Origin of the sequence: Mesorhizobium sp. M0833 (assembly GCF_040319905.1) — a bacterium.
Lineage (GTDB): Bacteria > Pseudomonadota > Alphaproteobacteria > Rhizobiales > Rhizobiaceae > Mesorhizobium.
On sequence record NZ_JAMYOQ010000001.1, the window covers coordinates 287,247 to 313,478 of the forward strand.

The 26,232-nt window shown below is 62.1% G+C and carries 23 protein-coding genes and 1 tRNA gene; 17 read left to right on the forward strand and 7 right to left on the reverse strand.

Features of this window, described 5'->3' with window-relative positions:
• The first annotated feature begins 7 nt into the window (after positions 1 to 7).
• Positions 8 to 724, forward strand: coding sequence for an HAD family hydrolase (locus NKH98_RS01360; RefSeq protein ID WP_352896327.1), 717 nt, complete (start codon positions 8 to 10; stop codon positions 722 to 724).
• 33 nt (positions 725 to 757) lie between these two features.
• Here NKH98_RS01360 and NKH98_RS01365 read toward each other — a convergent pair whose 3' ends face one another.
• The gene (locus tag NKH98_RS01365; RefSeq protein WP_352896083.1) at positions 758 to 1,147 is read right to left on the reverse strand and encodes an ANTAR domain-containing protein; all 390 of its coding nucleotides are present in this window, start codon (positions 1,145 to 1,147) and stop codon (positions 758 to 760) included.
• Between the two features lie 430 nt (positions 1,148 to 1,577).
• Here NKH98_RS01365 and NKH98_RS01370 point away from each other — a divergent pair, with 430 nt between their 5' ends.
• The gene (locus tag NKH98_RS01370; protein WP_352896086.1) at positions 1,578 to 1,994 is read left to right on the forward strand and encodes a RidA family protein; all 417 of its coding nucleotides are present in this window, start codon (positions 1,578 to 1,580) and stop codon (positions 1,992 to 1,994) included.
• Positions 1,995 to 2,102: 108 nt separating this feature from the next.
• Here NKH98_RS01370 and NKH98_RS01375 read toward each other — a convergent pair whose 3' ends face one another.
• Together NKH98_RS01375 and aceA are read right to left on the reverse strand one after the other, a co-directional pair.
• Positions 2,103 to 2,345: an SMc00767 family acetate metabolism repressor gene (locus NKH98_RS01375; RefSeq protein WP_023719402.1), complete on the reverse strand. Its 243-nt coding sequence runs from the start codon at positions 2,343 to 2,345 to the stop codon at positions 2,103 to 2,105.
• Between the two features lie 68 nt (positions 2,346 to 2,413).
• Complete coding sequence (gene aceA / locus NKH98_RS01380) at positions 2,414 to 3,703, reverse strand: isocitrate lyase (RefSeq protein ID WP_352751539.1); 1,290 nt, start codon at positions 3,701 to 3,703, stop codon at positions 2,414 to 2,416.
• Positions 3,704 to 3,941: 238 nt separating this feature from the next.
• On the opposite strand from aceA, the gene NKH98_RS01385 reads away from it, so the two are divergent.
• The 8 genes from NKH98_RS01385 (at position 3,942) to NKH98_RS01420 (ending at position 12,085) form a co-directional block, all read left to right on the forward strand.
• Positions 3,942 to 5,393 (forward strand): helix-turn-helix domain-containing protein, encoded by a 1,452-nt coding sequence (locus NKH98_RS01385; RefSeq protein ID WP_352896088.1) that lies wholly within the window; start codon positions 3,942 to 3,944, stop codon positions 5,391 to 5,393.
• A 192-nt stretch (positions 5,394 to 5,585) separates the two neighbouring features.
• Complete coding sequence (locus NKH98_RS01390) at positions 5,586 to 5,966, forward strand: DUF2167 domain-containing protein (protein WP_352896090.1); 381 nt, start codon at positions 5,586 to 5,588, stop codon at positions 5,964 to 5,966.
• Positions 5,893 to 6,492 (forward strand): DUF2167 domain-containing protein, encoded by a 600-nt coding sequence (locus tag NKH98_RS01395; protein WP_352896093.1) that lies wholly within the window; start codon positions 5,893 to 5,895, stop codon positions 6,490 to 6,492. Before NKH98_RS01390 ends, NKH98_RS01395 begins: the two co-directional genes overlap by 74 nt.
• Positions 6,493 to 6,674: 182 nt before the next feature.
• Entirely contained in the window at positions 6,675 to 7,628 is a 954-nt protein-coding gene (locus NKH98_RS01400; protein ID WP_352804073.1) for a DMT family transporter, read from the forward strand.
• Positions 7,629 to 7,980: 352 nt separating this feature from the next.
• Positions 7,981 to 9,078, forward strand: a complete 1,098-nt coding sequence (locus NKH98_RS01405; RefSeq protein WP_254819291.1) for a polyamine ABC transporter substrate-binding protein — start codon at positions 7,981 to 7,983, stop codon at positions 9,076 to 9,078.
• Between the two features lie 74 nt (positions 9,079 to 9,152).
• Positions 9,153 to 10,292 carry an ABC transporter ATP-binding protein gene (locus tag NKH98_RS01410; protein WP_352896096.1) on the forward strand — a complete coding sequence of 380 codons (1,140 nt, stop codon included), beginning with the start codon at positions 9,153 to 9,155 and terminating at the stop codon, positions 10,290 to 10,292.
• 3 nt (positions 10,293 to 10,295) lie between these two features.
• Complete coding sequence (locus tag NKH98_RS01415) at positions 10,296 to 11,270, forward strand: ABC transporter permease subunit (protein WP_502894182.1); 975 nt, start codon at positions 10,296 to 10,298, stop codon at positions 11,268 to 11,270.
• Positions 11,267 to 12,085 (forward strand): ABC transporter permease, encoded by an 819-nt coding sequence (locus tag NKH98_RS01420; RefSeq protein WP_254819294.1) that lies wholly within the window; start codon positions 11,267 to 11,269, stop codon positions 12,083 to 12,085. Before NKH98_RS01415 ends, NKH98_RS01420 begins: the two co-directional genes overlap by 4 nt.
• A gap of 12 nt (positions 12,086 to 12,097) precedes the next feature.
• Here NKH98_RS01420 and NKH98_RS01425 read toward each other — a convergent pair whose 3' ends face one another.
• A complete protein-coding gene (locus NKH98_RS01425; RefSeq protein WP_352896100.1) occupies positions 12,098 to 13,948 on the reverse strand; it encodes an AsmA family protein in 1,851 nt (616 codons plus the stop codon).
• A gap of 183 nt (positions 13,949 to 14,131) precedes the next feature.
• Between NKH98_RS01425 and NKH98_RS01430 the strand changes: the two genes are divergently transcribed.
• Positions 14,132 to 16,090 carry an acetoacetate--CoA ligase gene (locus NKH98_RS01430; RefSeq protein WP_352896328.1) on the forward strand — a complete coding sequence of 653 codons (1,959 nt, stop codon included), beginning with the start codon at positions 14,132 to 14,134 and terminating at the stop codon, positions 16,088 to 16,090.
• Positions 16,091 to 16,371: 281 nt separating this feature from the next.
• Here the strand turns inward: NKH98_RS01430 and NKH98_RS01435 are convergent, their stop codons facing one another.
• Positions 16,372 to 20,118 carry a PAS domain S-box protein gene (locus NKH98_RS01435; protein ID WP_352896102.1) on the reverse strand — a complete coding sequence of 1,249 codons (3,747 nt, stop codon included), beginning with the start codon at positions 20,116 to 20,118 and terminating at the stop codon, positions 16,372 to 16,374.
• Between the two features lie 252 nt (positions 20,119 to 20,370).
• On the opposite strand from NKH98_RS01435, the gene NKH98_RS01440 reads away from it, so the two are divergent.
• Entirely contained in the window at positions 20,371 to 20,829 is a 459-nt protein-coding gene (locus NKH98_RS01440) for a phasin (protein WP_352644192.1), read from the forward strand.
• A gap of 338 nt (positions 20,830 to 21,167) precedes the next feature.
• A tRNA-His gene (locus NKH98_RS01445) sits at positions 21,168 to 21,244 on the forward strand.
• Between the two features lie 63 nt (positions 21,245 to 21,307).
• On the opposite strand, the gene NKH98_RS01450 is transcribed toward NKH98_RS01445, so the two are convergent.
• Complete coding sequence (locus NKH98_RS01450) at positions 21,308 to 22,216, reverse strand: LysR family transcriptional regulator (RefSeq protein WP_352644190.1); 909 nt, start codon at positions 22,214 to 22,216, stop codon at positions 21,308 to 21,310.
• A 136-nt stretch (positions 22,217 to 22,352) separates the two neighbouring features.
• Here NKH98_RS01450 and NKH98_RS01455 point away from each other — a divergent pair, with 136 nt between their 5' ends.
• The 4 genes from NKH98_RS01455 (at position 22,353) to NKH98_RS01470 (ending at position 25,029) form a co-directional block, all read left to right on the forward strand.
• Positions 22,353 to 23,105, forward strand: a complete 753-nt coding sequence (locus NKH98_RS01455; RefSeq protein ID WP_352475841.1) for an SDR family NAD(P)-dependent oxidoreductase — start codon at positions 22,353 to 22,355, stop codon at positions 23,103 to 23,105.
• An 86-nt stretch (positions 23,106 to 23,191) separates the two neighbouring features.
• Positions 23,192 to 23,920 (forward strand): SDR family oxidoreductase, encoded by a 729-nt coding sequence (locus tag NKH98_RS01460; protein ID WP_352896106.1) that lies wholly within the window; start codon positions 23,192 to 23,194, stop codon positions 23,918 to 23,920.
• Positions 23,920 to 24,264 carry an Atu4866 domain-containing protein gene (locus NKH98_RS01465; RefSeq protein WP_352896109.1) on the forward strand — a complete coding sequence of 115 codons (345 nt, stop codon included), beginning with the start codon at positions 23,920 to 23,922 and terminating at the stop codon, positions 24,262 to 24,264. The genes NKH98_RS01460 and NKH98_RS01465 overlap by 1 nt, the downstream gene beginning before the upstream one ends.
• Before the next feature lie 510 nt (positions 24,265 to 24,774).
• Positions 24,775 to 25,029: a hypothetical protein gene (locus tag NKH98_RS01470; RefSeq protein ID WP_352644184.1), complete on the forward strand. Its 255-nt coding sequence runs from the start codon at positions 24,775 to 24,777 to the stop codon at positions 25,027 to 25,029.
• 61 nt (positions 25,030 to 25,090) lie between these two features.
• On the opposite strand, the gene NKH98_RS01475 is transcribed toward NKH98_RS01470, so the two are convergent.
• Entirely contained in the window at positions 25,091 to 26,218 is a 1,128-nt protein-coding gene (locus NKH98_RS01475; RefSeq protein ID WP_352896111.1) for a DmpA family aminopeptidase, read from the reverse strand.
• Positions 26,219 to 26,232 lie beyond the last annotated feature (14 nt).

The window sequence follows — 26,232 nt, forward strand, 5'->3', positions numbered from 1 at the left end:
GGGCCGCATGCAACACAGCCGCAAACTGACGACGATCGGCTTCGACGCCGATGACACGCTGTGGCAGAATGAACAGTTCTTCCGCATAACCGAGAAGCGCTTTGCCGCACTGCTCGCCGATCACGCCGAGGAGGACCGGATTTCAGCAAGGTTGTTGGAGGCCGAGAAGCGCAACCTCGCGGTCTACGGCTTCGGCATCAAGGGATTTACGCTGTCGATGATCGAGACGGCTATCGAGGTCACCGAGGGCCAGGTGCCGGCCTCAACGATCGCCGAAATTCTCGACGCGGGCCGCGAGATGCTCAGCCATCCGATCGAGCCGCTTCCGTATGCGCGCGAGACCGTGGAAAAGCTGGCCGGCGCCTACCGCCTGGTGCTGATCACCAAGGGCGACCTGTTCGACCAGGAACGCAAGCTGGCGCAATCCGGACTGGGAGCGCTGTTCCATGCGGTCGAAATCGTCAGCGACAAGAGCGCTGCCACCTATAGCCGCATCTTCAGCCGCCACGGCGATGGCCCGGAAAAGGGCATGATGGTCGGCAACTCGCTCAAATCGGACGTCGTGCCGGCCATCGAAGCCGGCAGTTGGGGCATCCACGTGCCGCATGAACTGACCTGGGTGCTGGAGCATGTCGAGCCGCCGGTCTCGGCACCGCGCTTTCGCCAGATAGCCAATCTCGGTGAACTGCCAGGCCTGATCGAGCGTATCGGCGAGATTGATTGATCCAGGTCTGCGGTCGGCGCGTCGCCGTAGAGGTCAGTTGCGGCCGACCCCGACCAGCCGGTCAATCACCGGCTGCAGCCGTTCGGTGGTGATCGGCTTGACGACCACCGCATCGACGACGCTCGACAGGCCCAGGCTCTCCGGAGTGCCGGTCTTGACTGAAAGCAGGATCACCGACGGAAGCGATCTGCCTGACGCCCTTCGCAGTGCATCGATACCCGACAGCAAGGCGTCGCAGTCCCCGTTGTGCGCGCCGCCGTCGAGAACGACAGTCCCCGGTATCAGCGCGTGCAAGGCCTTTGCCGCGGTTTCGGGAGTTTCCGAGATCGGTTTGAGGCCGGACCGCTCCACGATTTTTGAAACCACGACGCGGTTGATCGGTGATTTTCCGACCACCAGCACCCGCGAGAAATCCGGCAGCATCCGCGTCTCCATGTCCCGGCTAACGAAAGGCGGCTGTTTTGCAGGCTCGATATCGCGATTCGCTGGGCACATGGCGGGGCAGGCCGTTGTTCAACATTTCAATGCAGGGTTGAAACTCGGGAGTTAATTGGCGTGAAATCACTGCTCATGTCAAGCTCAAATGGCATATCAGGAGAATATCGCAAGAAACATTAAAATTAAAATTAAGTGCTTTCTTTGCCGCCGCCCGGAGGAGAAGTTGCCACCACAACGGGGCAGACTCCAGTGAACTTTAGCTTTGCAGCGCGAACGCACCAACTCGCAGCCGTAGCCGGGTTGACGAAAAATTGGATGAAGGCGAGGCAGGTCTGTCGCGAGCTTGTCGTATCGTCTCGGCGGACTACCCTTCCTCGTTGGCTAAGCACGTCTCTTTGATCGACGGGAGATGACAATGGAACTCGTGACTCACAAGAAATTCAAAAATGGCCGGTTGATGCCGTGGGGAAAGGGTACGGTCGTTACCGGCGCAAAGGGGTTTGTCTACCTTTCCGGAAACACCGCGACCGTCGAGGACTACGATCCGATCGGCAAAAGCGGCGGCGGCGCCGTCGGCGGTGCGGCCGCGCAGTGGCGCGAAATTCTCACCAACATCAAATCAGACCTGGAAGAGCTTGGCACTGCGCTGGACCATCTCATCAGACTGACCTTCTTTGTTAAGGGGCCATTTCCCGATGGCGGCGTTCTGAGCTCTCCCAATTTTCGCCTGGACGTCCTGGACGAATTCTTTGCCGAGCACTGCCCGAAGCACTGCAGCTACAACAACCCGCCGCCCTCGGAAGTTATCGGCGTTGCAGCACTTGCAGCCTGATCTTGTCATTGAAATCGTTGCACTAGCGGCTCTGCCGGACTAGGCAGAGCCGCGGCGTGCGGGGTGCGATAACATGCGCTCAAAAAAGGCGCGGTGCGGTAGAATTCATCAGTCGTGGCTCCGTTGCGTGACGATGACCGGGATCAGCAGGTCGCCCCAGTTGCCGTCGCCGCCATGGTGCCGTGCCGAGCGCACCAGTTCGACCGAGACGCCGGCCTCGACCGCCTTCATTACCGACTGATTGAGCCTGTGCAGATCGTTCGCCAGCATTCGGATGGTCGCCTGCTGGTCGACATTCATGCTGGTGGCCTGCTCTTCGGCCCGTTCCTTGACGCGGCTTATCGATGCCATTGGTCTTCTCCCTGTGTTGCCATGCCTGTTGTGTTGCCATGCCGTTTGGGCGTTCCTCTGTTTGTCTGCTATTCCGCCGCCGGCCTGAATTGGGCGTGCTCGGTCGATCCATGCATGGCCGTGGTCGAAGACTGGCCACCGGTGATCGCCATCGAGACGGCGTCGAAATAGCCGGTGCCGACCTCACGCTGGTGCTTGGTGGCGGTGTAGCCATTGGCTTCCGCGGCGAATTCCGCCTCCTGCAGTTCCGAATAGGCTGCCATCTGCCGCTCCTTGTAGCCGCGGGCGAGCTCGAACATGCCGAAATTGAGCTGGTGGAAACCGGCCAGCGTAATGAACTGGAACTTGTAACCCATGGCGCCGAGTTCCTTCTGGAACTTCGCAATCGTCGCGTCATCGAGATTCTTCTTCCAGTTGAAAGACGGCGAGCAATTATAGGCAAGCAGCTTGCCTGGATGATGCTTGCGCACGCCCTCGGCAAACGTCCTGGCCTGCCCCAGATCGGGCCTGGAGGTCTCGCACCAGATCAGGTCCGCATAGGGCGCATAGGCGACGGCACGGGCGATGCAGGGCTCGATGCCGTTGCTGACATGGTAGAAGCCCTCCGCCGTACGGCCGGCGCCATAATCGACGAAGGGCCGGTCGCGTTCGTCGATGTCGGAGGTCAGGAGCTTTGCCGCTTCCGCGTCGGTGCGCGCCACGACCAGTGTCGGCGTGCCCATGACGTCGGCGGCAAGGCGCGCCGCGTTGAGATTGCGGATGTGTGCGGCGGTTGGGATCAGCACCTTGCCGCCGAGATGGCCGCATTTCTTCTCCGAAGCCAGCTGGTCCTCGTAATGGACGCCGGCCGCACCCGCCTCGATGAATGCCTTCATGATCTCGAAGGCATTGAGCGGCCCGCCGAAGCCGGCTTCCGCATCGGCGACGATCGGCGCGAACCAGGTGTCGACCGATAGCCCCTTGCCTTCGCAAGTCTCGATCTGGTCGGCGCGCTGCAGGGTGCGGTTGATGCGCTTGACCAGTTCGGGCGCCGCATTGGCGGGATAGAGCGACTGGTCCGGGTACATGGCGGAAGCGGTGTTGGCATCTGCGGCGACCTGCCATCCCGACAGATAGATCGCCTTCAGCCCGGCCCGCACCTGCTGCATCGCCTGGTTGCCGGACATGGCACCCAGCGCGTTGACGAAATCCTCTTCATGGATGAGCCGCCACAGCCGGTTTGCCCCCATTTCGGCGAGGCTCTGCCGGATCTGCACCGAGCCGCGCAGCCGCTTCACTTCCTCCGGCGAATAGGGCCGTTCGATGCCATCAAAGCGGCCTTGCGGCGCCGACGGGACAAGGTTGTAAAAGTCGGTCATTGGTCACTCCAGGCGGGTTTGATGCCGGTTTTCGGATGGCGTCGCAGAGGGAAAAATGTGTGCGCCATGTGTGACATCATTTACACGCCGGCACGACGCAAGCGAGGTAAACCTCCAGATTAGCCAGAAAATAAGGGAAAACCTGTGTTGTGTTTGACTAATGAGAGCTGTAAATCTGTCATGATTGTAAAGGCCGCCATACCATCGGCGGATGTAAATTTCTGTCAAGGGCAGTCGATTGGCCGACCATAAAATCTTCGCCGGGCCGCGCATTCGTCGCATCCGCAACGCCAAGGGGCTAACCCAGACGGCGATGGCCGAAGGGCTCGGCATCTCGCCGTCCTATCTCAATCTCATCGAGCGCAACCAGCGGCCGCTGACGGTGCAACTGATCCTGAGGCTGGCATCCGTCTACAAGGTCGACCCGCACGAACTGCAAGGCGAGGCGCGGGGATCGGTCGCCGATTTGAAGGAAGTGTTTTCAGATCCGTTGCTGGCCGGCGAACTGCCGGGCGACCAGGAACTCATCGAGCTTGCCGAGGCGGCGCCCAACGCGTCCGCCGCTGTGATAAAACTGTTTCGCGCCTATCGCGAGCAGGCCAAGCGATTATCGGATCTCAACGAGCTGCTCGCGCGTGAGGGCAAGGCCACCGCACTCTCCGGTGCCCGGCTGCCGATCGACGAGGTGCATGAGATTTTCGAACGCCGGCCGAATCATTTTGCCGCGCTCGAAGAGGAAGCCGAGGCATTCACGTCGGTGCTCGATCCCGGCGACGATCTGTTCAGTGCGTTGAAGGCTTGGCTGCGGCGTGAATTCGGCATCGTCGTCAAGGTACTGCCGGTCGCCACCATGCCCAACTGGCGCCGTCGCTATGACCGTCACTCGCAACGCCTGTTCCTGTCCGAGCGCCTGTCGCCATTCGATCAGTTGCGCGAGCTGGCTATGGAGGCCTGCCTGATCCGCATGAGCGTCGCTGTCGCCGCCGAGATCCAGGCGCTGAAGCTGACCACGGACGAAGCCCGCCGGCTGGCGCGTTTCGAGCTCGGCCGCTATGCCGCGCACGCTCTGATGATGCCCTATCAGCCTTTTCACGCCGCTGCGGTCCGCACCCGCTACGACATAGACATGTTGCGGTCGCGCTTCGGCGTTTCCTTCGAGCAGGCGGCGAACCGGCTGGCCGCGCTGCAGCGGCCGGGTGCGTCAGGTGTGCCGTTCTTCATGCTCGAGGTCGACAGTGCCGGCAATCGGTTCCGCAAGGCGGGCAGCCACGGCTTTCCGCAAAGCCGCTTCGGCGGCGGCTGTCCGAGGCTGCCGGTCCATGCCGCCTTCGCCCAGCCCGGCCAGATCCTGGTCGAGGCGGTGGAAATGCCGGACGGCGCAGCGTTTCTCTGCATTGCCCGCACGCTCGAGGGGCCGCAGGGCTCGTTTGCCGAGCGGCCGCGCCGCACCGCGCTGCTGCTCGGCTGCGACATCGATTTTAGCGACGAGGTCGTCTATGGAGCGGCGTTGCCGAGGCCAGCTGCCATCGGCAAGACCGGACAGAGCGCCACGCCGACGGCGACGCCGGTCGGCCCTGCCTGCCGGCTGTGCGAGCGCATCGGTTGCCTCGCCCGCGCCGAGCCACCCGTTACACGCCCGCTCGGCCTCGATGAGATGGTGACGGGGCTGTCGGCATTCGATTTTCAGTGATTCGGCTCCAGCAATATTGCGGCTGAATCTTCGACCGAAGAACCTCATCTGTTCCTGCGGCGGCAACCAGTAAGCTGGTTCGCAGCTGCCGGCCAAAATATTGGTTCAGCCAAAATATTGATTCAGCCGAATATTGATTCAGCATTGACAGTACGGTATCAAAAAAAGAACTGCGCAACGGTCGGGGGATCAATGATGGGCAGGACAATTTTTTGGCTTGGCTTGGCGCTCGCGTTTTCGGTGGCCGATCCCGCATTGGCTGAAAAGTCCTCGGATTTCTACAAGTCCTATCAACAGTATAATGATGCCGGCAAGGCGTTCCTGGACAAGATCGATCCGAAGACCGGCGCGATAAATCTTGCCGAAGGCATCCATCTCGATCTCAAGGACAAGTTCTATTTTCTGGACAAGAAGGACACGCTCTCCGTCCTCACCGAAGCCTGGGGCAATCCGCCCGACTCTGGTTCCGATGCCCTCGGCATGATCTTTCCAGTCTCCCATGATCCCATTGCCGATAACAATTTGGGGGATAGAGCTGCGCTGGGAAAAGATTGGTTACGTCGACGACAGTGACGCCGCGTCCATCGATTACAATGAACTGCTGCGCAACATGCAGTCAGACACTCTGTCCGGCAACGATCAGAGGGTAAAGGACGGCTACGCGCCCATTACGCTGATCGGCTGGGCGTCGCCGCCGGTTTATGACGCGGCCCACAAGCGCCTGCACTGGGCCAAGGAGCTGCAATTTGGAAACGATGCCGCCCATACGCTCAACTACGACGTCCGTTTCCTTGGCAGGGAGGGCGTCTTCGTGATGAGCTATATCGCGACGGTGGAACAATTGCCGGAGATAAGGCAAAGCCTGGATGAAGTGCTTGGCCTCGCGGACTTCAATACCGGCAAGACATACGCCGATTTCGTGCCGGGCGTCGATACCGTTGCGGCGATTGGCGTCGGTGGCCTGATTGCCGGAAAGCTGGCGGCGAAAGCAGGTTTTCTGGTCGTGGCGCTGATCGCGCTGAAAAAGTTTGGCCTGCTCCTGCTGGTTCCGCTGGCCGGTCTCTGGCGCTTTATCCGCGGCAACAGGGGCACGTCGTAAAGCGATCGTCGACAGGTCGCCTCGGATCATCGCCGGGCGAGGGCGAGGCGCCCTCATCAGTGCGCCAAACGGAACATTGAACTGGATCACGCCCGGCCTTCTGCTTTGCGTTACCCGAATGAGGCACGTCTCTGTCGTCCATTGCACGTCGTGCTGCTCCGAATTCGCCGACAGTCGCACCCATGACCGATACCGCATCATCTCCGGTTGCCGCCTCGCCGATCGTGTCGCCGCAAGGGGAACGCGTCGGTTTCCTGCTGGTATTCCTGTCGGCGCTGATGTGGAGTTTTGGCGGCACAATTGCGCGCTTCATCGACAACACTGACAGCTGGACGGTAGTGTTCTGGCGCTCGGTCTGGGCCGCTGCCTTCCTGCTCTGCTTCATGGTCTGGCGCGACGGCTGGCGTGGCACGCTGAAGCTGTTTCGTGGCATGGGCCTGGCCGGCCTTGCGGTGGCGTTCTGCTTCGCCACGGCGTCGACCTCTTTCGTCGTCGCGCTTGCCTATACCACCGTCGCCAACATCCTGTTGATGCAGGCCGGCGTGCCGCTTCTGGCGGCGCTGTTTGCCTGGGCGCTGTTTCGCGAACGGGTGGCGGTGGCGACCTGGTTGGCGATTGCCGCCGTCATTGCCGGCGTCGCCATCATGGTGTCGGAATCGCTCGATGGCGCGGTATCGCCGATCGGTGACGGGCTGGCGCTGCTCATCGCCGTCATGTTCTCGGTCGCCACCGTCATCACGCGCCGCTTTGCCCATGTGCGCATGACCCCGGCGACTTGCCTCGGCACGATGCTGGCGGCCGCCTTTGCGGCATCGCAAGCGTCGGCCCTCGGCGTCTCGAGCCACGATATGGGCTTTCTCTTTGTCTTTGGCGTGATCAATCTGGGACTCGGCCTCGCCTTCTTCGCCACCGGCGCCCGGCTTGTTCCGGCCGCCGTCGCGGCGCTGCTCGGCACGTTCGAACCGATCCTTGGCCCGATCTGGGTCTGGCTCATCCATTCCGAGGTGCCGTCGGCGCGCACCATCGTCGGCGGTGCGGTCGTCGTCACCGCGCTGCTCGTCCATATCGGGCTCGAATTCAAGCGTCAGACGCGGCCCGCGCGAGCGGGCGTCACCGGTGTGCCGTCGCCTAATTGATGCAGCGCACGCGTCAAAGCGAGATGAACCATTGACAATGTCGCGGCCGCGCGGGCAGGCTGCGATCACGGCAACAACAAGACAGGCGTATCTTGCCAAGTCTCCATGCCGGCCGCATCGAGGCCGGACAACATCGTCGTCTTCCTGCCCGCGCCGTAGCGAAAGCTTCCGACGGCGCCGGAACACCAGCAACGCCACGCCAAGTCTTCGCTGTCGCCTCGTCGCCGAACCATAATGGCGCCGGCAATTCGCGCTTGTCGCCTGCCTGCAAGCCCAATACCCTGAAGCAAATGCCCAGCCGCGCGGACGCCGCGACGAGCTGGCGACGGAACACTCATCAAAGGAGAATAGCATGACCCGCAAAGCGCTCTGGCTTTCGGCGACTTCGGCGTTTCTGGCAGTTTTCACCTTGGGCGCGCATGCCGAGGATCGCGTCGTCAACGTGTTCAACTGGTCGGACTATATCGACAGTTCGATCATCGACGACTTCACCAAGGAAACCGGCATCAAGGTCGTCTACGACACTTTCGATTCCAACGAGATCCTGGAAACGAAGCTGCTCGCCGGCGGCAGCGGCTACGATGTCGTCGTGCCGAGCGGCAATTTCCTTGCACGCCAGATCCAGGCGGGTGTGTTCCAGAAGCTCGACAAGTCGAAACTGCCGAACATTTCCAATATGTGGGACACGGTCATGGAACGGACCGCCAAATATGATCCCGGCAACGAATATTCGATCAACTACATGTGGGGTACTGTCGGCATCGGCTACAACATCAAGAAGGTGCAGGCAGCGCTCGGCACCGACAAGATCGACAGCTGGGATGTGTTCTTCAATCCCGAAAGCCTGGCCAAATTGAAGGACTGCGGCGTCTATGTGCTGGATTCGCCGGCCGACATCATACCGGCGGCATTGAAATATCTGGGCCTCGACCCGAACAGCACATCGCCCGATGAGATCGCCAAGGCCGAAGAAACATTGCTGAAGGTCCGGCCCTATATCCGCAAGTTCCACTCGTCCGAATACATCAACGCTCTTGCCAATGGCGACATCTGCCTGGCGGTTGGCTGGTCGGGTGACGTCTTCCAGGCCCGCAACCGCGCCGACGAAGCCAAGCAGGGCGTCGAGATCGGCTACTCCGTGCCGAAGGAAGGTGCGCAGATGTGGTTCGACCAGATGGCGATCCCGGCCGACGCGCAGCATGTCGCCGAAGCGCATGAGTTCCTGAACTACATGATGAAGCCCGAAGTGATCGCCAAATCGTCGAACTATGTGCTCTACGCCAACGGCAACAAGGCTTCGCAGCAGTTCATCGACAAGGCGATCCTGGAAGATCCGGCGATCTATCCAGACGCCGCCACCTTGCAGAAGCTCTACACCGTCTCGCCTTACGATCCCAAGACCCAGCGCATCATCACCCGCACCTGGACCAAGATCGTCACTGGCCAATAACAATCTGATCAGGTCCCGGCAGCCGGCTGCCGGGGCCGCTTTCTCATGGGGCAAGCAGCAGGACGGAGTGGGACATGAAATCGCTTGGCAGCATCCGCAGGGATTTCGCGCCATGGAACGATCCGAACGCCAAGCCATACATCCAGTTCGACAACGTCACCAAGAAATTCGGTGAGTTCACGGCGGTCAACAACCTGTCGCTGACCATCTTCGAACGCGAATTCTTTGCCTTGCTCGGCGCCTCAGGCTGCGGGAAATCGACGCTGCTCAGGATGCTTGCCGGCTTCGAGGAGCCGACCGCCGGCCGCATCCTGCTCGATGGCCAGGATCTGCGCGGCATTCCGCCCTACCGGCGGCCGGTCAACATGATGTTCCAGTCCTACGCCTTGTTTCCGCATATGACGGTCGAGAACAACATCGCGTTCGGCCTCAAGCAGGAAGGCATGGTCAAGGCCGATATCGAAAAGCGCGTCGCCGAGATGCTGAAGCTGGTCAAGCTCGAGCAGTTCGCCAAGCGCAAGCCGCACCAATTGTCGGGCGGCCAGCGCCAGCGCGTCGCGCTCGCGCGCTCGGTGGCAAAGCGCCCGAAAGTCTTGCTGCTCGACGAGCCGCTTGGCGCGCTGGACAAGAAGCTGCGCGAGGAAACCCAGTTTGAGCTGATGGACCTGCAGCAGAATCTCGGCCTCACCTTCGTCGTCGTCACCCATGACCAGGAAGAGGCGATGACGATGGCCGACCGCATCGCCATCATCGACAAGGGCGAGGTGATGCAGGTGGCGACACCGGCCGAGGTCTACGAAGCGCCGGGCTCGCGCTTCGTCGCCGGCTTCGTCGGCAACGTGAATATGTTCGACGGCAGGATCGCGGCTGGCGTGGCCGGCAGCGCAAGCATCGATGCCGGCAACGGCATCACCATCCGAACCGAAAACGCCGGCAGTGCCGCCGCCGGGACATCCGTCACCTTCGCCATCAGGCCGGAGAAGATCAAGGTGTCCTCGACGAAACCCGCCGGTGCCGTCAATGCCATCCAGGGCGAGGTCTACGATATCGCCTATCTCGGTGACATGACCGTCTATCACGTCAGGCTGGACGATGGTCAGGTGGTGCGGGCAAGCACCATGAACGCGGCACGCCTCACCGAGGATCCGCTGAGCTGGAACGACCGCGCCTGGATTTCCTTCCGCCCTGACGCCGGCCTCGTGCTGACACGGTAGGGATTGATCATGTCCGCTGTCACTGCCGCAACAAGCTCTCCGGCAAACGCTGCCGGCAAATCCGCCCCGGCCAGGCTGAGCGCGGCTTTCGTCGGCCGTCTCGTCATTATCGTCCCCTATCTCTGGCTGCTGTTCTTCTTTCTTGTCCCCTTCATCATCGTCTTCAAGATTTCGCTGTCGCAGACGGCGATCGCCATGCCGCCCTATACTCCGGTGCTCGATTTCCGCGGCGGCATTTCCGGGTTCATCTCGGGGCTTGGTGCGCTCAATTTCGACAACTACATCTTGCTGACGAAGGATGCGCTCTACTTCAACGCCTATGTGACGAGCGTCGTCGTCGCCGCCATCTCGACGGTCCTGACATTGCTTGTCGGCTATCCCATAGCCTATGGCATGGCGCGCGCTCCGGCGACGATCCGCCCGACCTTGCTTATGCTGGTGATCCTGCCGTTCTGGACCTCGTTCCTGATCCGTGTCTACGCCTGGATCGGCATCCTCAAGCCCGAGGGCCTGCTCAATGAGCTCCTGCTCGCCACCGGCATCGTCAGCCAGCCGCTGATCATCCTCAACACCTACACGGCGATCTTCATCGGTATCGTCTACTCCTATCTGCCGTTCATGGTGCTGCCGCTCTATTCGTCGTTGGAGAAGATGGACCATACGCTGATCGAGGCGGCGAAGGATCTCGGGTGCCCGCCGATCAGCGCCTTCTGGAAGATCACCTTTCCGTTGTCGCTGCCCGGCGTCATCGCCGGCTGCCTCCTGGTGTTCATTCCCGCCGTCGGTGAGTTCGTCATTCCCGACCTGCTCGGCGGCTCGCAGACGCTGATGATCGGCAGGACGCTGTGGAACGAGTTCTTCGCCAACCGTGACTGGCCGGTGTCGTCTGCCGTTGCCGTCATCCTGCTGCTGCTGCTGATCGTGCCGATCATGATTTTCCAGCGGGCCCAGGCGCGTGCTCAGGAGCAGGACCAATGAACGCCACCTGGAGCCGCTTCAACGTCATTTCGATCGTGCTCGGCTTTGCCTTTCTTTACCTGCCGATCGTCCTGCTCGTCGTGTTCTCTTTCAACGAGTCGAAGCTGGTCACCGTCTGGGGCGGCTTCTCGACGAAATGGTACGTCTCGCTGTTCCACAACCGGGGTCTGATGGACGCCACCTGGGTGACGGCCCGGGTCGGCGTCATCTCGGCAACCGTGGCGACCGTGCTCGGCACGCTGGCGGCGCTCACCTTGACACGCTACACGCGCTTTCGCGGCCGGCTTCTGTTTTCGGGCATGGTGTTTGCGCCGCTGGTCATGCCCGAAGTCATCACCGGACTGTCGCTGCTGCTGCTCTTCGTCGCCGTCGGCCTCGACCGCGGCTTTCTGACGGTGACGCTTGCCCACACCACGCTGACCATGTGCTTCGTCGCGGTGGTGGTGCAGTCGCGCCTGATCACCTTCGATCGTTCACTGGAAGAAGCCGCGATGGACCTCGGTGCACCGCCGGTAAGGACCTTCTTCCAGATCACGCTGCCGGTCATCATGCCGGCGATCGTCTCCGGCTGGATGCTGGCCTTCACGCTCTCGCTCGACGACCTGGTTATTGCCAGCTTCACCTCGGGTCCCGGCGCCACGACACTGCCGATGAAGATCTACAGCCAAGTTCGCCTCGGCGTGACGCCGGAAATCAACGCCGCCTGCACCATCCTGATCGCCGTTGTCGCCGTCGGTGTGATCATCGCTTCGCTTGTCAACAAGAGCCGCGAAGTGCAGCGCCAGCGCGACGAGCAGGCCGCGCAGCGCGGTTGAAGCTGCTGCTGCTTACTCTCCCGAAACGCCGCGGCTTATCGGCGAGATGAACGGCGTGCTCCACGTGCCGCCGACGAAGAACGACGACTGATTGGGTCCCTGGCCGTTCGTCTGCGTGGCAGCCTGGCTCGGCCGGACGATGCCGCCGGACAGTGCCAGCCCGCGTCCGGCATAGGATGCAATGCCGGAAAGCCAGATCTTGTATTGCGCGGAATTCACCTCGGCCTTGTCGATGCGCGCGACGCCGTTCGAAATGCTCGCCTTGAGCTCGGCCCCGTCAATCGGCAGCGTTCCGTCCGAGACGTCGTCCAGCGCGAAGAATCCGCCCTGTTCGGTGTGCTTGAGGAACGCCGGCAGGTTAAGCCGGCTCAGCGCACCCGCGCCGAACGTCGCGGACAGCGAGCCATTGGCGTTTTCGAAAATCGAGTCCCAGGTTCTGCCAGGCCCCTTGAGGATGACCGAAACGGTTCCAGTGCCGATCGGCACCAGCCGCTTCATCCCGGCCGCGGTGCCGAAAGCGCCGCCGTCGATATCGGAAGCAAGCAGCCGGATCTCGACTTCCGTGCCTGCGGGCTTGCGGTCGAAACGGACGCTGCTCTGGACGTTGCCGCCGAAGGCGGATGCATCCGATATGTCGAAGACGGCAAGGCCGTTCTTGACCTGGGCGGTGGCGGCGACGTCGGCAAGCTGGATGGCGCCGGCCGTGGCATGCGCCGCCGACAGCCTGAGATCGAGATTGATCCGGTCGGCGAAGCTCGTATCGATTTCGCCCGGATCGGTGCCGCCGGCGGATGGCACCGGGGCAAAGGCGGAGAGAAATGATCTGAGGTCGAGCGTATCGAAGGCAAGTGTGCCGGAGATCACCGGCAATGCCTCGCCGTAGGTGAAGTCCAGCGCGCCCATTCCGGGGTTGTTGTCGAGGGTCAGGGCGGTGTTTTCGAATTTGACGCGCCCGGCCGTCGCCGTGATCTTGCTTGAAACCGAGATCGAGCCGATTGCCGCACCGGGCGCGATGCCGGCCTGCGACCATTCGAGCACACGTCGGAGCGAAGGTGCAGCGAATTTTGCCTGGCCGTCGAAATAGCCGTTTTCCGACATGCTGGCGCGGCCGTCGAATGAAAAACTGGCCGGCGCCGCCTTGAAGGAAAACGTGACCGGTGCTGTGCCGCCACCAAACAACACAAGCGGGTTCGGCGATGCGGCGTCGATGGCAACACTTTCGCCGCGCCATATCCCGGTCGCCGACAGCGTCGCATTGCTGTTCATCGCGGCCCAGTTCGCCTGGCCGCTCAGGCTGCTCAATATCTCCTGGTCCTTGCCGCCGATGGCAGCCACCACGCGGCCGTCCCTGAACTCGACTGTGCCGAACGGATCTGTCGGCAGCTTGCCGAGATCCGGCTTGGCGGGATTTGTGTTGATCACCGCGCGGGCAGCATCGATCGAACGCGTAATGCGCCCGCCGCTGGGAATCGCAGGCAGGAAAAACCCGCTCGCGGTACGCTGAACCCGGATCGTCGGTCGTACCAGCCGCGCCGTCGAAAACACCACGTCGCCACGCAGCGCCGCCATCGCCGAAAGGTCGACCTCGACCCGTTCGGCTTCGACCACGGGCGGCGCATCCGTCTCTGTCCATTGCGACAGCGTCACGTCGCTCAGGATCGCCCGGAAATTCGGCCAGACCTCGATGCGCGGCGCGCCGTCGATGTTGACCCGGAAACCGCTCCAGGCGCTCATTTCCCACGCGATGCGGTCGCGCACGATGCGGGTCGAGGCGATCAGCGGCAAGGCTGCGACGACCAGCGCGATGACGATGACGGCTGCGCCGATCGCCCATATTCCGCGTCGGATCAAAGGTGATGGCATATCGCCCTGTATGCTTCCATTCCGACAAAATCGCCCGACGGGTGTAACCGACGGCTGACGCATTTCAAGTCTTTATGGCCCGGCGATGGCATTTGCGCACACCCTGACCGGCGCGGTCCAACAAAATCTTGCTCTGCTGCATCGCGATATTGCATAAGCGATGCAGCCTGCGGAGGAACAATGATGGCTGACGACGCACCGCTCTGGATCCCGACGCAAGAGCAGATCGACGCGGCGCCGATGACCGCCTTCATGAACGCCGCGGCGAGCATGGCCGGCGAGTCTTTCTCCTCCTATGCCGACCTGCATCGCTGGTCGATCGATGACCGCGAGACCTTCTGGAGCTTGGTCTGGGACTTTTGTGGCATCGTCGGCGACAAGGGCGAACGCGTGCTGATCGATGGCGACAAGATGCCCGGCGCGACCTTCTTCCCTGATGCGAAGCTGAACTTCGCCGAGAATCTCCTCAAGAAAACCGGGCTTGGCGACGCAATCGTTTTTCGCGGCGAGGACAAGGTCGAGCGGCGGCTGTCCTGGAACGAGCTGCATGCGCTGACCTCGCGCCTGCAGCAGCTTTTCCTGTCGCTCAAGGTGAAGAAGGGCGACCGCATCGCCGCGATGATGCCCAACATGCCGGAGACCGTTGCTGCGATGCTGGCGGCCGCCTCGATCGGCGCCGTCTGGTCGTCCTGCTCCCCAGATTTTGGTGAGCAGGGCGTTCTCGACCGGTTCGGCCAGATCGAGCCGGTCATATTCATCGCGCCGGACGGCTACTGGTACAATGGCAAGGCGATCGAAGTCGCCGACAAGGTCGCGGCCGTGGCGGGCAAGCTCGCCACCGTCCGCAAGGTCCTCATTGTCGACTATCTCGGCACCTCGCTCGACGTCGCGGCGACCATCGGCAAGGCGGCCGCGCTGGAAGAGGCGCTGTCACCCTTTGCCGCCAGGTCTGTCAGCTGCGAGAGGTTGCCGTTTTCGCATCCGCTGTACATCCTGTTTTCGTCGGGCACGACCGGCATCCCCAAATGCATTGTCCATTCGGCCGGCGGAACGCTGATCCAGCACGTCAAGGAAGAACGGCTGCACGCCGGCCTGCTCGACGGCGACCGCTTCTTCTACTTCACCACCTGCGGCTGGATGATGTGGAACTGGCTGGTGTCCGGCTTGGCGTCGGGTGCCACCTTGCTGCTCTACGACGGCTCGCCCTTCTACCCGGACGGCAATACGCTGTTCGACTTCGCCGATGCCGAGAAGATGACGTATTTCGGCACCTCGGCCAAATTCATAGATTCCGTGCGCAAGGCTGGCCTCAAGCCGGCCCGCACGCATGATCTTTCCAGCGTGCGCACCATCTCCTCGACCGGCTCGCCGCTATCGCCGGAAGATTTCCGCTTCGTCTACGAAGGCATCAAGAAGGACGTGCATCTGGCTTCGATTTCCGGCGGCACCGATATCGTCTCCTGCTTCGTGCTCGGCGTGCCGATCGAACCGGTATGGACCGGCGAGATCCAGGGGCCCGGGCTCGGTCTTGCCGTCGATGTCTGGGACGATGACGGCCGGCCGCTCCGCCAGGAGAAGGGCGAGCTCGTCTGCACCAAGGCGTTTCCGGCGATGCCGCTCGGCTTCTGGAACGACCCTGACGGCAGGAAATACCGAGCCGCCTATTTCGAACGGTTCGACAATGTCTGGTGCCACGGCGATTTCGCCGAATGGACCGCCCATGGCGGCCTGATCATCCATGGCCGTTCCGACGCCACGCTCAATCCGGGCGGTGTCAGGATCGGCACGGCGGAGATCTACAATCAGGTCGAGCAAATGCCGGAAATCCTCGAAGCACTATGCATCGGCCAGGATTTCGAGAATGATGTTCGCGTCGTGCTGTTCGTGCGGCTGGCGGCAGGCGTCGATCTCGATGCCGAGCTGGAAAAACGCATCCGCGCGAAAATCCGCATCGGGGCGAGCCCGCGCCACGTGCCGGCCAAGATCGTCGCCGTCAGCGATATTCCGCGCACCAAATCGGGCAAGATCACCGAGCTCGCGGTACGCGACATGGTGCATGGCCGCGCCATCAAGAACAAGGAAGCGCTCGCCAATCCCGAAGCGCTCGAGCTGTTCCGCAACCTGCCGCAGCTTGCCGACTGACCCGGGATCCAAGGCGGGAGCCGTTTTGAGGTCTCAGGTATCGTTAACAAATTATCTCTTCGGAATTTACCTAGATTTCATGAGTGGTACACATTGGTAAATTTTCCGGCGTGCCGGTAAGGATTTGTTAAGGCCCGGCATCGATAGTCGTGCGTAACTTGAGGGAGAAATCCCGTTCCTCTTAGCCCCGAGAGGATCTGATTCGCTCAAGCCCCGTTGTGACAGCAATCCTATCATTCAAGGCGTCCTGTTGGACGCCTTTTTTCTTTGCGCAACCATAGCTAACCGGCGAGCACACGGGTCGAGGGAAAGGCGACTTCGACCAGGGTTCCCTCGCCGGGCGTCGAGTTGATGGTGAACCGGGCCCGGTTCGCTTCGACCATCGCCTTGGTCAGCGGCAGCCCAAGACCGGTGCCGTCGCCGCGGCCGCGCTTCAGCGCATTGATCTGCTTGAACGGCTTCAGCGCCTGCTCTATCTCGGACGGGCTCATGCCGATGCCGGTATCGCGCACGCGCATGACGACATCGCCGGAGAGTTCGTAGGCCGTCGACACGATAACCTGGCCGCCGGCCTGCGTGTAGCGGACGGCGTTCGACAGGATGTTGAGCGCGATCTGCCGAACGCTGCGCAGATCGGCCACCACTTCCGGCAGTCGTGAGGCGAAGCTGGAGCGGATGATGACGCGTTCCCGGTTGGCTTGCGGCTGCATCATCGCCACGGTTTCGGCCAGCGTGTCGTTAAGCGACACCGCCTCATAGGCCATCTCCTGCTGGCCGGCCTCGATTTTCGAAATATCGAGCAGGTCGTTGACCAGATCGAGCACGTGGTTGCCCGAACGGTTGATGTCGCGCAGATAGTCGCGATAGCGGTCATTGGCCACCGGTCCGAATTTCTCGTCGACCATCAGCTCGGAAAAGCCGATGACGGCGTTGAGCGGCGTGCGGATCTCGTGGCTGATGCGGGCCAGAAAATCGGTCTTCTGCGACGAGGCGCGTTCGGCGACCGCGCGCGCCTGGGTCAGGTCCTCTTCGGCCCGCTTCCACTGGGTGATGTCGCGCACCACTGCGCAGAAGCCGCTGTCGTTGGGCAGCCTGCCGATGGTCATGAACAGCGGAATGAAGCGCCCCTGCGCCTCGCGTCCGATCACCTCGCGGCCATCGTTCATCACGCTTGCAACGCCGGGCTCCGACAAACCCTCGAGATAGTCACGCGCCGCGCGCTGGCTTTCGATCGCAAACAGCGAGACGAACGGCTTGCCGGTCACCTCGTCGCTGTCGAAGCCGAACAGCGCTTCCGCCGGACGGCTAATTGAACGGATCGTTCCGTTACGGCCGATCAGCACAACGCCGTCGGTGGCGGTGTCGATGATGGTGCGCATTTCGGCAATGCGCGCCTTGAGCTCGGAAACATCCGGCTGCGTTTGGTCGTCGGCAGCGCCATGCGGAATGGCTGCTGCTTCGTCGTCGCCGGAACGGCGTACGACCAGCATCAGTGCCTTGCCGTTTGCCCAGGGGACGGAACGCAAAATTGCGTCGATCGGAAACTCCTGACCGTCGCGCGTCTTCAGCCGCAATGCGCGGTCGCCGCCCTCCGAACTGCCGTCGTCGGCATAAGGGTCGGCAAACAGCGCGCCGAGCCCGCCCGCCTCGTCCAGGGCGTTGAGCGTCGCATAGCCGGTCAAGCCGAGGAATTCGTCGTTCGCGTAGTGCAGTTGATCGCCGGAATGGATAAGCAACGGCACCGGCAGCTTGCCGAGGATCGAGGTATCCGGCCCCTTGTTGTCCGCTCCGGCAAACGCCGACGGCACGAAGCCGCCGAGTTTGAGCGGTGGTGCCTGCGGCCGCTCGACGGGCGGCACCTGGCCGGCAGCGTCGGCTGCGCTGTCCTCGGACCAATCCTCGCTGTCCTCGGCGTCACGGAAATCTTCGGCCGTCATGCTATCATCGTCGCCATCCCGCGGCGCTTCGGCGACGATCGTTCGACCGTCCGTGCTGGGCTCGTCGCCTTCCTGCGCTTCATCGCTGGGTTCGCGGTCGGCATAGTCGAGCAGCGATCCGGAAACAGGGCGTGTGACGGGTTCGCCGGCTTGCGCCTCTGCTACCGCCTCATCCGGCTGCTCGCTGTCGAGCCGGGCGAGGTCCTTCTGGTCCTCGGCATCGGCCTCGGGTGGTTCGGCGGCAGCCGCCTCGCTTTCCGGACCTGGTTCCGGCATCTCACCCTTGTCCGTCGGGCCGGCTCCTTTCAGCTTTGGCTCGTCGGCATTGCCGGCTGCCTCGACTTTCTCAACCGGCTTCTGCTTTCCGGCGCTGGGCTGTTCTTCGGCCGGGGTGCTGTCCTTCTTGAGACGCTCGCCAATCTCGCGAAACGCGCTGCGTTCCAGCGTCGACAGGCCCTTGTCGTTGGCCGGCTGCCGGTGCTCGGCCAGCCGGATCACCTTGTCGGCAAAGCGCCGCTCGGGCTTTGGCACGATGGTCAACGCCGGCACTTCGCCCCTGAACGGATCGGCGGGTTTCGGTGTCGCTGGGGCAGGTTCGACGGCTTCCGGCCCAACGCTCGCGGCGGGCTTCTCCTCGGCGACAAGGGCCATGCCGACGGCATCCGGATCGACCACCGCATCGCCGCTCCTGGCGACGCCAAAACCGCGAAAACCTTCGAAAACCCGGCTGCGGCTGTAAACCGGGAGCGCCGCCAGATCGACGGGTATCTTCAGATCGGTGCCGGCGACCGGCCACAGCACGGAGCGGCCGGACCAGGTGTCGCGCCGTTCGAGCAGGCCGGCAATCTCGCCAGAAGCATCGAGGCCATAGGCGGCCGAAACATCCTCGAAGCGGCGGCCGATCACGTCGGCGGCAGGCCTGCCGACAAGCTCGGCAAATTCCGGCGACAGGGCGCTGAACCGGCCCTCCGCGTCGGTACGCCAGACGAAACGCATGGGCGCGGCGGTGCGATCGATCGCCGAAGCGCGGCGTTCGGCCGGGGAGGCGGCTTTGGTGGCTTTTGCGGCGCTTTCCGGCGAAGTATCCGCGCCGGCCTGCGAAGCGTCCGGGCTGTTCTCGGCTTTGCCGGACGCAGCTGCCCCGGGCGGGACCTGCGCGTCGTCGCCGGCATTGAAGTACCAATGATCATGCTGCGTCGGCGTTTCGCCAACCGTGTGTTGATTGTCAGCCGCGTCGACAGCTTCGTGCTCCGCCGATGCTGAGGTGCCTTCCATCGCTGCAAGGTTGATCTCCGCCGCGCCCATCCTGGCGATTGGCGGCTCGTTGTCTTGGCCCGTCGGCTGGGGAAGATCGCCACCGCTCGGTGCCGCTGCTGCTTCGCTGCCGGTTTCCCCCCCGGCGCGCTCGCCATCAGGGGCCCCGCCGTCGAGCCGGTCCTCGTCGATCACCACCAGCAGATGCCGCTCGTCCGTCAGCCGGGCAAGGCCCGCCGGATAGGAGCTGGATCCACCCGGGACCAGGCGCTTGACGATGCGGTCGCTCTCGTTCGCCACGTCGGCGACAAGCGCGGCCAGCGTCTCAGGCCGGATGCCGAGTGCCGAAAAGCCGTCCGATGCGGCGTCGATATTGCCCTTGGCGTCGACAAAGGCGATGTAGTGGCCGTCTTCCGTAAAACCACCGATGGCGCGATCGGCGATCTCGGCCGCACTGCGCGAGCCGGTCTGCGCCGCCGGCAGCGCCAGCATGATTGCTTCCTCTCCATCGGGCATGGTCACTGCGCTGGCCAGGAAGCCGACCGCGCGGCTGGTCAGGCCGGTCGCCAGCCGAACCGTGATGGCACGGTCGCGGCCGATCTGCGGAAAACCGCTGGTTGCCATGATCTGGCGCCTGGCGATCAGCGGCAAACCTGCCGAGGCGCCGATGATCGCGCCGATGTCGGGATAGCCGAATACCGCTGCGCCGGGGCCGTTGGCCCAGATCACCTGCTCGAGATCTGCCGACAGAATAGCGATCGCGTCGCCTGCGGCGAAGCGCAGGCGGACCGCGTCGAGCACGGCGACATCGAGGAAGGAGTAGTTTTCAGCCGGCATGCGTTTGGCGACCCTCACAGAGCGGGCAATTTGCGGTTAACGCTTTGTTAATAAAAGCCGACGGCGCGAAGGTCCACAAGTCATAGCGTGCAACCAATGGAATCTCTAGGCGCGTGGTTAACGCCACGAACAAATAATATATGGTGCGATGCAACAAACATGTTGCAATGCACAAAAATTGCCTTTATATTGCCATGATACATGAACGAGACGGCTTTTCGTCAAAGCCGCTGCCGCTGAAAAGGATGGAAAATGTCCAGGACCAAGACCGCTGAAACGATCGAAAACGTTGAATTCCCGAGCTTCGACGCTTCCAAGGCCACTGACCAGATCCGCGCTTTCGCCGAAAAGGGCGTCGAGCAGTCGAAAGAGGCCTATGCCAAGCTGAAGACCGGGGCCGAGGAGACCCAGAAGGCTCTGGAGTCGACCTACGAGACCGCCAAGTCCGTTTCCAGCGACCTGTCGCTCAAGACCATCGCCGCCCTGCGCGCCAATGCCGAAGCCGGCTTCTCGCATTTCGAAGCGCTGATCGGCGCCAAGTCGCTGTCGGAAGTCGTCGAGTTGCAGACCGCTTTCCTGCGCAAGCGCGTCGAAATGACCGTCGAGCAGGCCAAGGACTTCCAGGCGGTTGCTGCCAAGGCGGCCGAGGACGTATCCAAGCCGATCAAGACCGCCTTCGAGAAGGCCATGAAAGAAATCAAGATCGCCTAATATTTGCACATAGTCTAACGATGCATCAAAAGGTCGCATTTCGTCAGACAAATAGATGTGCGATATAGTCGTTCAAACGAATACCCGGCGAGTGGAACCTCCTCCCTCTGCTCACCGGGGTAACCAGCCAGCACCTCCTCCCGCTGGCTCGTAACAGGAAAAGGCCGGCACCTCCTCCCGCCGGCCTTTTCTTTGTCCGGCGGAAAATGACGCGATGCCGGAGCGAGCTTTTGCCTTGCCAAAAGCCTTGAATTAAACTCCGATAGCCCGTATGGACGCATCGCCGAACGAAAGAGCGGGTCCCGAACGTTTCATCTCGATCCCGCTCTGGCAAACGTGCCGTTGTAGCTCAGATGGTTAGAGCGCCGGATTGTGGATCCGGAGGTCGCTGGTTCGATCCCAGCCAACGGTACCATCACCTTTCAGCCACACTTCTGACCGGCAAAATACTGCCAAAGCGGTCTTATGACCGGTCGCCTCACCGACGGGCCCGCGCCTGACGCGCGCCGCGCAGGTGGTCCACGAGGGCTCTCAGCTTCGGCGCGACATTCCGTCGGCTGGGGAAATAGAGATAGAAACCAGCAAACGGCGGGAAATAGCCGTCGAGGATTGGTACAAGCTCGCCGCGGTCGATCCAGGGGCGGAATGTATCCGCCATGCCGAACGTGATCCCGGCGCCTGCAACGGCCAGCCGGATCATCAGCCACATGTCGTTGGTCGTGATCTCGGGCGCAACCGCCACGTCGAATTCGCGCCCGTCCTCGCCAAACTCCCACCGATAGGGCGAAACTCCCGGCGCCGGCCGCCAGCCGATACAGCGATGAGCCACAAGCTCGCGCGGATGGGCGGGTGCTCCGAACTTTTCGAGATAGCGCGGGGCGCAGACGGCCATCTGCCGCTGATCGCCCGATACCGGCACGGCGATCATGTCCTGCTCAATCACTTCGCCGAGCCTGACTCCGGCATCATAGCCTTCGGCAACGATGTCGAATTCCTCGTCTGTCACCACGATGTCCAGATGCACCTCGGGAAACGTTTCTGCAAAGGACGCCAGCAACGGTCCTGACAGAAAGGTCTCTGCGATAGACGAAACCGCGATCCGCAGGCGGCCGCGCGGGCGGTCCAGAAACTCCGTGGTGGCTTCGACTGCCGCGTTCACGTCGGCGATCGCCGGTGCGACGCTCGCCAACAGGCGCTCGCCCGCTTCGGTCAGGTTGACGCTGCGTGTCGTGCGCTGCAGCAATGCGATCCCCAGACGCTGTTCAAGCCTGAGGATGCTTTGGCTGACCGCCGAGCGCGTCACGCCCAACCGGTCCGCCGCAGCGCGAAAATTGCGTTCCTCGGCCACCGTGACGAAGACGGCAATTGCATTGAGATCGATGTCCATTGGTTAGCAAGACTTATCTTAGAGGTTAACAATGGGCGGCTTATCGCGACAATGCCATGGCTCTATCTCTGTCGCAACGGCAAGAAGGCTTGATCCTCCCGATCCAAGCCGAAGCCGACCGACAAGGAGATATTCCATGACATCACTCCCTTCCTCCTGGGACCTGGATGGAAAAGTCGCCCTCGTGACCGGCGCGGCACGCGGCATCGGTCGCTGCACGGCGGAGCTGCTGCGTGCGCGGGGTGCCCGGATCGTGGCAAGCGATCTCAGCGACACCGTACGCGAATTGGAAGCCGAGGACGTGGCAACCCTGGTCGGCGACGTCGCCGACGAGGATCTGGCCCGACGCTCGGTCGAGCTCGCGGCGAAGCGCTTCGGACGCCTTGACATCGTCGTGAACAATGCCGGTCGCACGCTCAACAAACGTCTGACGGAGACCTCGGTCGACGACTACGACCGCATTCTGCAGATCAACGCGCGCGGCAGCTTCGTCACCGCCCGTGCCGCTGTGGAACTGATGGCCGCCGGTGGTGGCGGCGCGATCGTCAATGTCTCATCAATCTCGGCCGTCGCGGCCTTCGAGACGCAGGCGGCCTATGCCTCCTCCAAGGCGGCTGTCGCACAGCTGACCAAGGTAATCGCGATCGAATATGGGCGTATGGGCATTCGCTGCAACGCCGTTGCCCCTGGCGTGATCGAAACCGACATCATGGAAGGTGTGGTGGAGAATGGCCGGGAGATGCTGCGCAGCTTCGGCAATGCGCATCCGATCGGCCGGATCGGCCAGCCGCAAGAAGTTGCCGAGGCCATCGCCTTTCTTGCCTCGCCGGCATCCAGCTTCATCACCGGGGCGTTGCTTCTGGTCGATGGCGGCTACACCGCCCAGTGATCCCCTATAAAGCCGGCGCGCCGCGGGAGCTCATCCGCACGCCATCCCTTCACATCGTGAAATAAAAACCAAAAGGATCATCTACGATGACCATGAACAAAGTTGTTCTGATCACCGGTGCCTCCAGCGGCATCGGTGCTGGCATCGCCCGCGAACTTGGCGCGGCAGGTGCAAAGCTGATGCTCGGCGCGCGGCGCACCGACCGCCTTGAAGCGCTTGCGGCAGAAATCGAGGCGGCTGGTGGAACGGTTCGCGTGCGAGCGCTCGACGTCACCAGGAGGGCGGACGTCGCAGCATTCGCCGATGCCGCCCGGGCCGAATGGGGCCAGGTAGATGTCATCGTCAACAATGCGGGCATCATGCCGCTGTCGGCCATGTCAGCCATCAAGGTCGACGAGTGGGAGCTGATGGTGGACGTCAACATCAAGGGTGTTCTGTACGGCATCGCGGCGGTGCTGCCTGAGATGACGGCACGTGGCTCCGGGCATATTATCAATATCGGTTCCATTGGCGCACTGGCCGTCTCGCCCATGGCTGCCGTCTATTGCGCAACGAAATACGCTGTCCGCGCGATTTCCGATGGGCTCCGCCAGGAGAGTGACGATATCCGGGTAACCTGCATTCATCCCGGCGTGGTGGAAAGCGAGCTGGCGAACACGATCTCCGACGAAGCCGCTGCCGCCGCCATGAAAACCTGGCGTGCTATTGCCCTGCAACCCGATGCCATCGCCAAGGCAGTGCGCTACGCAATCGAACAGCCCGACGATGTCGACGTCAACGAGATCGTCGTGCGTCCGACGAAGGCGGCGCATTGATGCCATCCACTTTGAGCGCAGTGCTTACGGGGATTGCCCTTGCTGTAGCTCCAACCGGCCTGACCCTTCCTTCAACTCCAATCCTTGCAGAGGAACCAATGACGCAGCAAGATCATCCTTACGTCGGACTTTGGGTCACCGGGGATCGCCATATCAGGCACGAACTCCTGCCGAACGGCCGTTATGACGAAGGGCGTGGTGACCGCGAGAGCGCCTATCAGGGACGCTACGAAGTGCAGGGCAACCACATAGAATACTGGGACGATACGGGCTTCACCGCGGATGGTGAGTTCGTCGAAGGCGTCCTCTATCATGCCGGCATGATCCTTTACCGCCAGCGGTAGAGAGCCACCCTGAGACAAGCACTTCAGGGCTCCACAAGACGCTATTGCATGCCTTGCATAACGCGTTCGGCAGCTTGCACTGCAAGGCCGGTCACACCACATCTCTCCCAGCAAGCGCGGCGGAAAGAAGCAGGACCGCGAGCAGAGTCGACATTGCAAATGGTTGTCACTATATAGCGGCGGCTTTGACGGCTCGCCTTTTACGTGGTGCCAGCGAGAGCGCGGTAAATGTGCTAGCTATTGTGACATCTATTGTGATCTAAAACGGCTTGAAAACCGAAAAAAAGCAAATAGAAACAATAGCGCGGGTCGAACGAGTTTCCTCGAGAGAATCAGTCCTCAAGAACTAGAACGTGCTCCTTGAACCCTCCATTCCCTTTAGCTCTGTGGACCTCGGACAAGTTCGGCTTGCCGGGCGAAGCCGACTCGGCTCGAATGGCAGCACGCATCTTTTCGAAGATGCCGACGTTTATGATTACCAATCGGCATAGCCGCTAGGGAAACAGCAGTATGAGTGAACACGCGATCGAGTTCTTGCGCGGGTGGATTGGCGAAAAAGTCCACTGCCAGCCCTCGCCAGCCAGAATCGAGAAGCAGGCGGAGACCCTCGCCAGGGAATGCGCGGCCAAGGCTGCCGAAGCCGGCATACCCCTGGAGGATATTCAGGAAGAGGTCGGCGACATTCAGGAGCTCATTGCTTCGAGGCTCGAAGAGGCGGCCGAGGCCGAGCAGGACGAGCAGAATTCCAATAAGTCTGCCGGCTGACGGACCGCCTCCGGCAAAACCTGCCGGGCGAACATTGCCTGTCTGATGCGGTTGCGCGGTCTCATCGCCGCGCAGCTTTGCCAAATCTCTCCTTAAGCCACCCTTGCGGCAATGCCGGCACGAAATTGCCGTCGCGCCCGGTCATGTCTTCATTGGCGACCAAAGCATTGAGGATTGCTTCCTCCACGCTCTGGATGACGGCGTCGAAGAACGGGTTGATGTCGGCATCCGGTATGTAACCCGCGCTGGCCAATTTGCCGGCCGCGCCGCGCGCCGCGTCAGCATTGGCCGTGCTGAACGCCAGAAAGATATCGCCGGACGAATTGTATCCATAGCCGCCGGTCAGCGCGACGCCGAGCGGCACGCGTTTCGCCAGCCGTTTCAACTGGTGCGGCATGAATGGCGCATCGGTAGCGACGATCGCGATGATCGAGCTCTTTTCGGCTCGCGGCGTGTTGTCCCGGATCGCCGGTTCGGCGAGTTCCGCTCCGGCCCTGATGCCACGGATGACGAGGTTTCGCCTTGCACCGAAATTCGACTGGACGAAGCAGCCGATCGTGAAACGCTCTCCGTTCCAGTCGACGCTGCGCGAGGATGTGCCGGACCCTGCCTTGAAGCCGAAGGTGATCATGCCTGTGCCGCCGCCGACGCTGCCCTCTTCGATCGACCCGCTTTCAGCCGTATCGAGCGCGGAAAACACATGCTCGAAGCTCAAATGATGGCCGTTGATGTCGTTGAGAAAGCCGTCATAAGTCTCGCCCGCCACCGGCAGCGCCCAGGCGCTGTCGAGCGCGTGCGGCAGCACCGTCTGCATCCAGCGCAACGTTGCGTCGCGGCTGACGCCGCAGGAATGCGTGTTGGTGATGGTGATGGGAAGATTGAACGCTCCGAGCTCCTCTATCAGATGTGAGCCGGTCAGTTCGCCATTGCCATTGGCGCTGAACACGCCGGCGAACGCCGGGACGGCCAACTCGTCTCTGGGCCTTGGCAGGATCGCGGTCACGCCGGTGCGTACCGGACCCTTGCCGACAACGAGCGGCCCGTCCCCTGAGATCAGCGTCGTATAGCCGACCGTCACGCCGGGCACATCGGTGATGGCATTGAAGCGGCCTGGGGTGCCTTCGAATGGGATATCGACGGCGCGTGCACGCAGTTTGCCCGAGGGCGTCGTAAGATGTGGATCGGTCATTTCTTCCTCAGAAA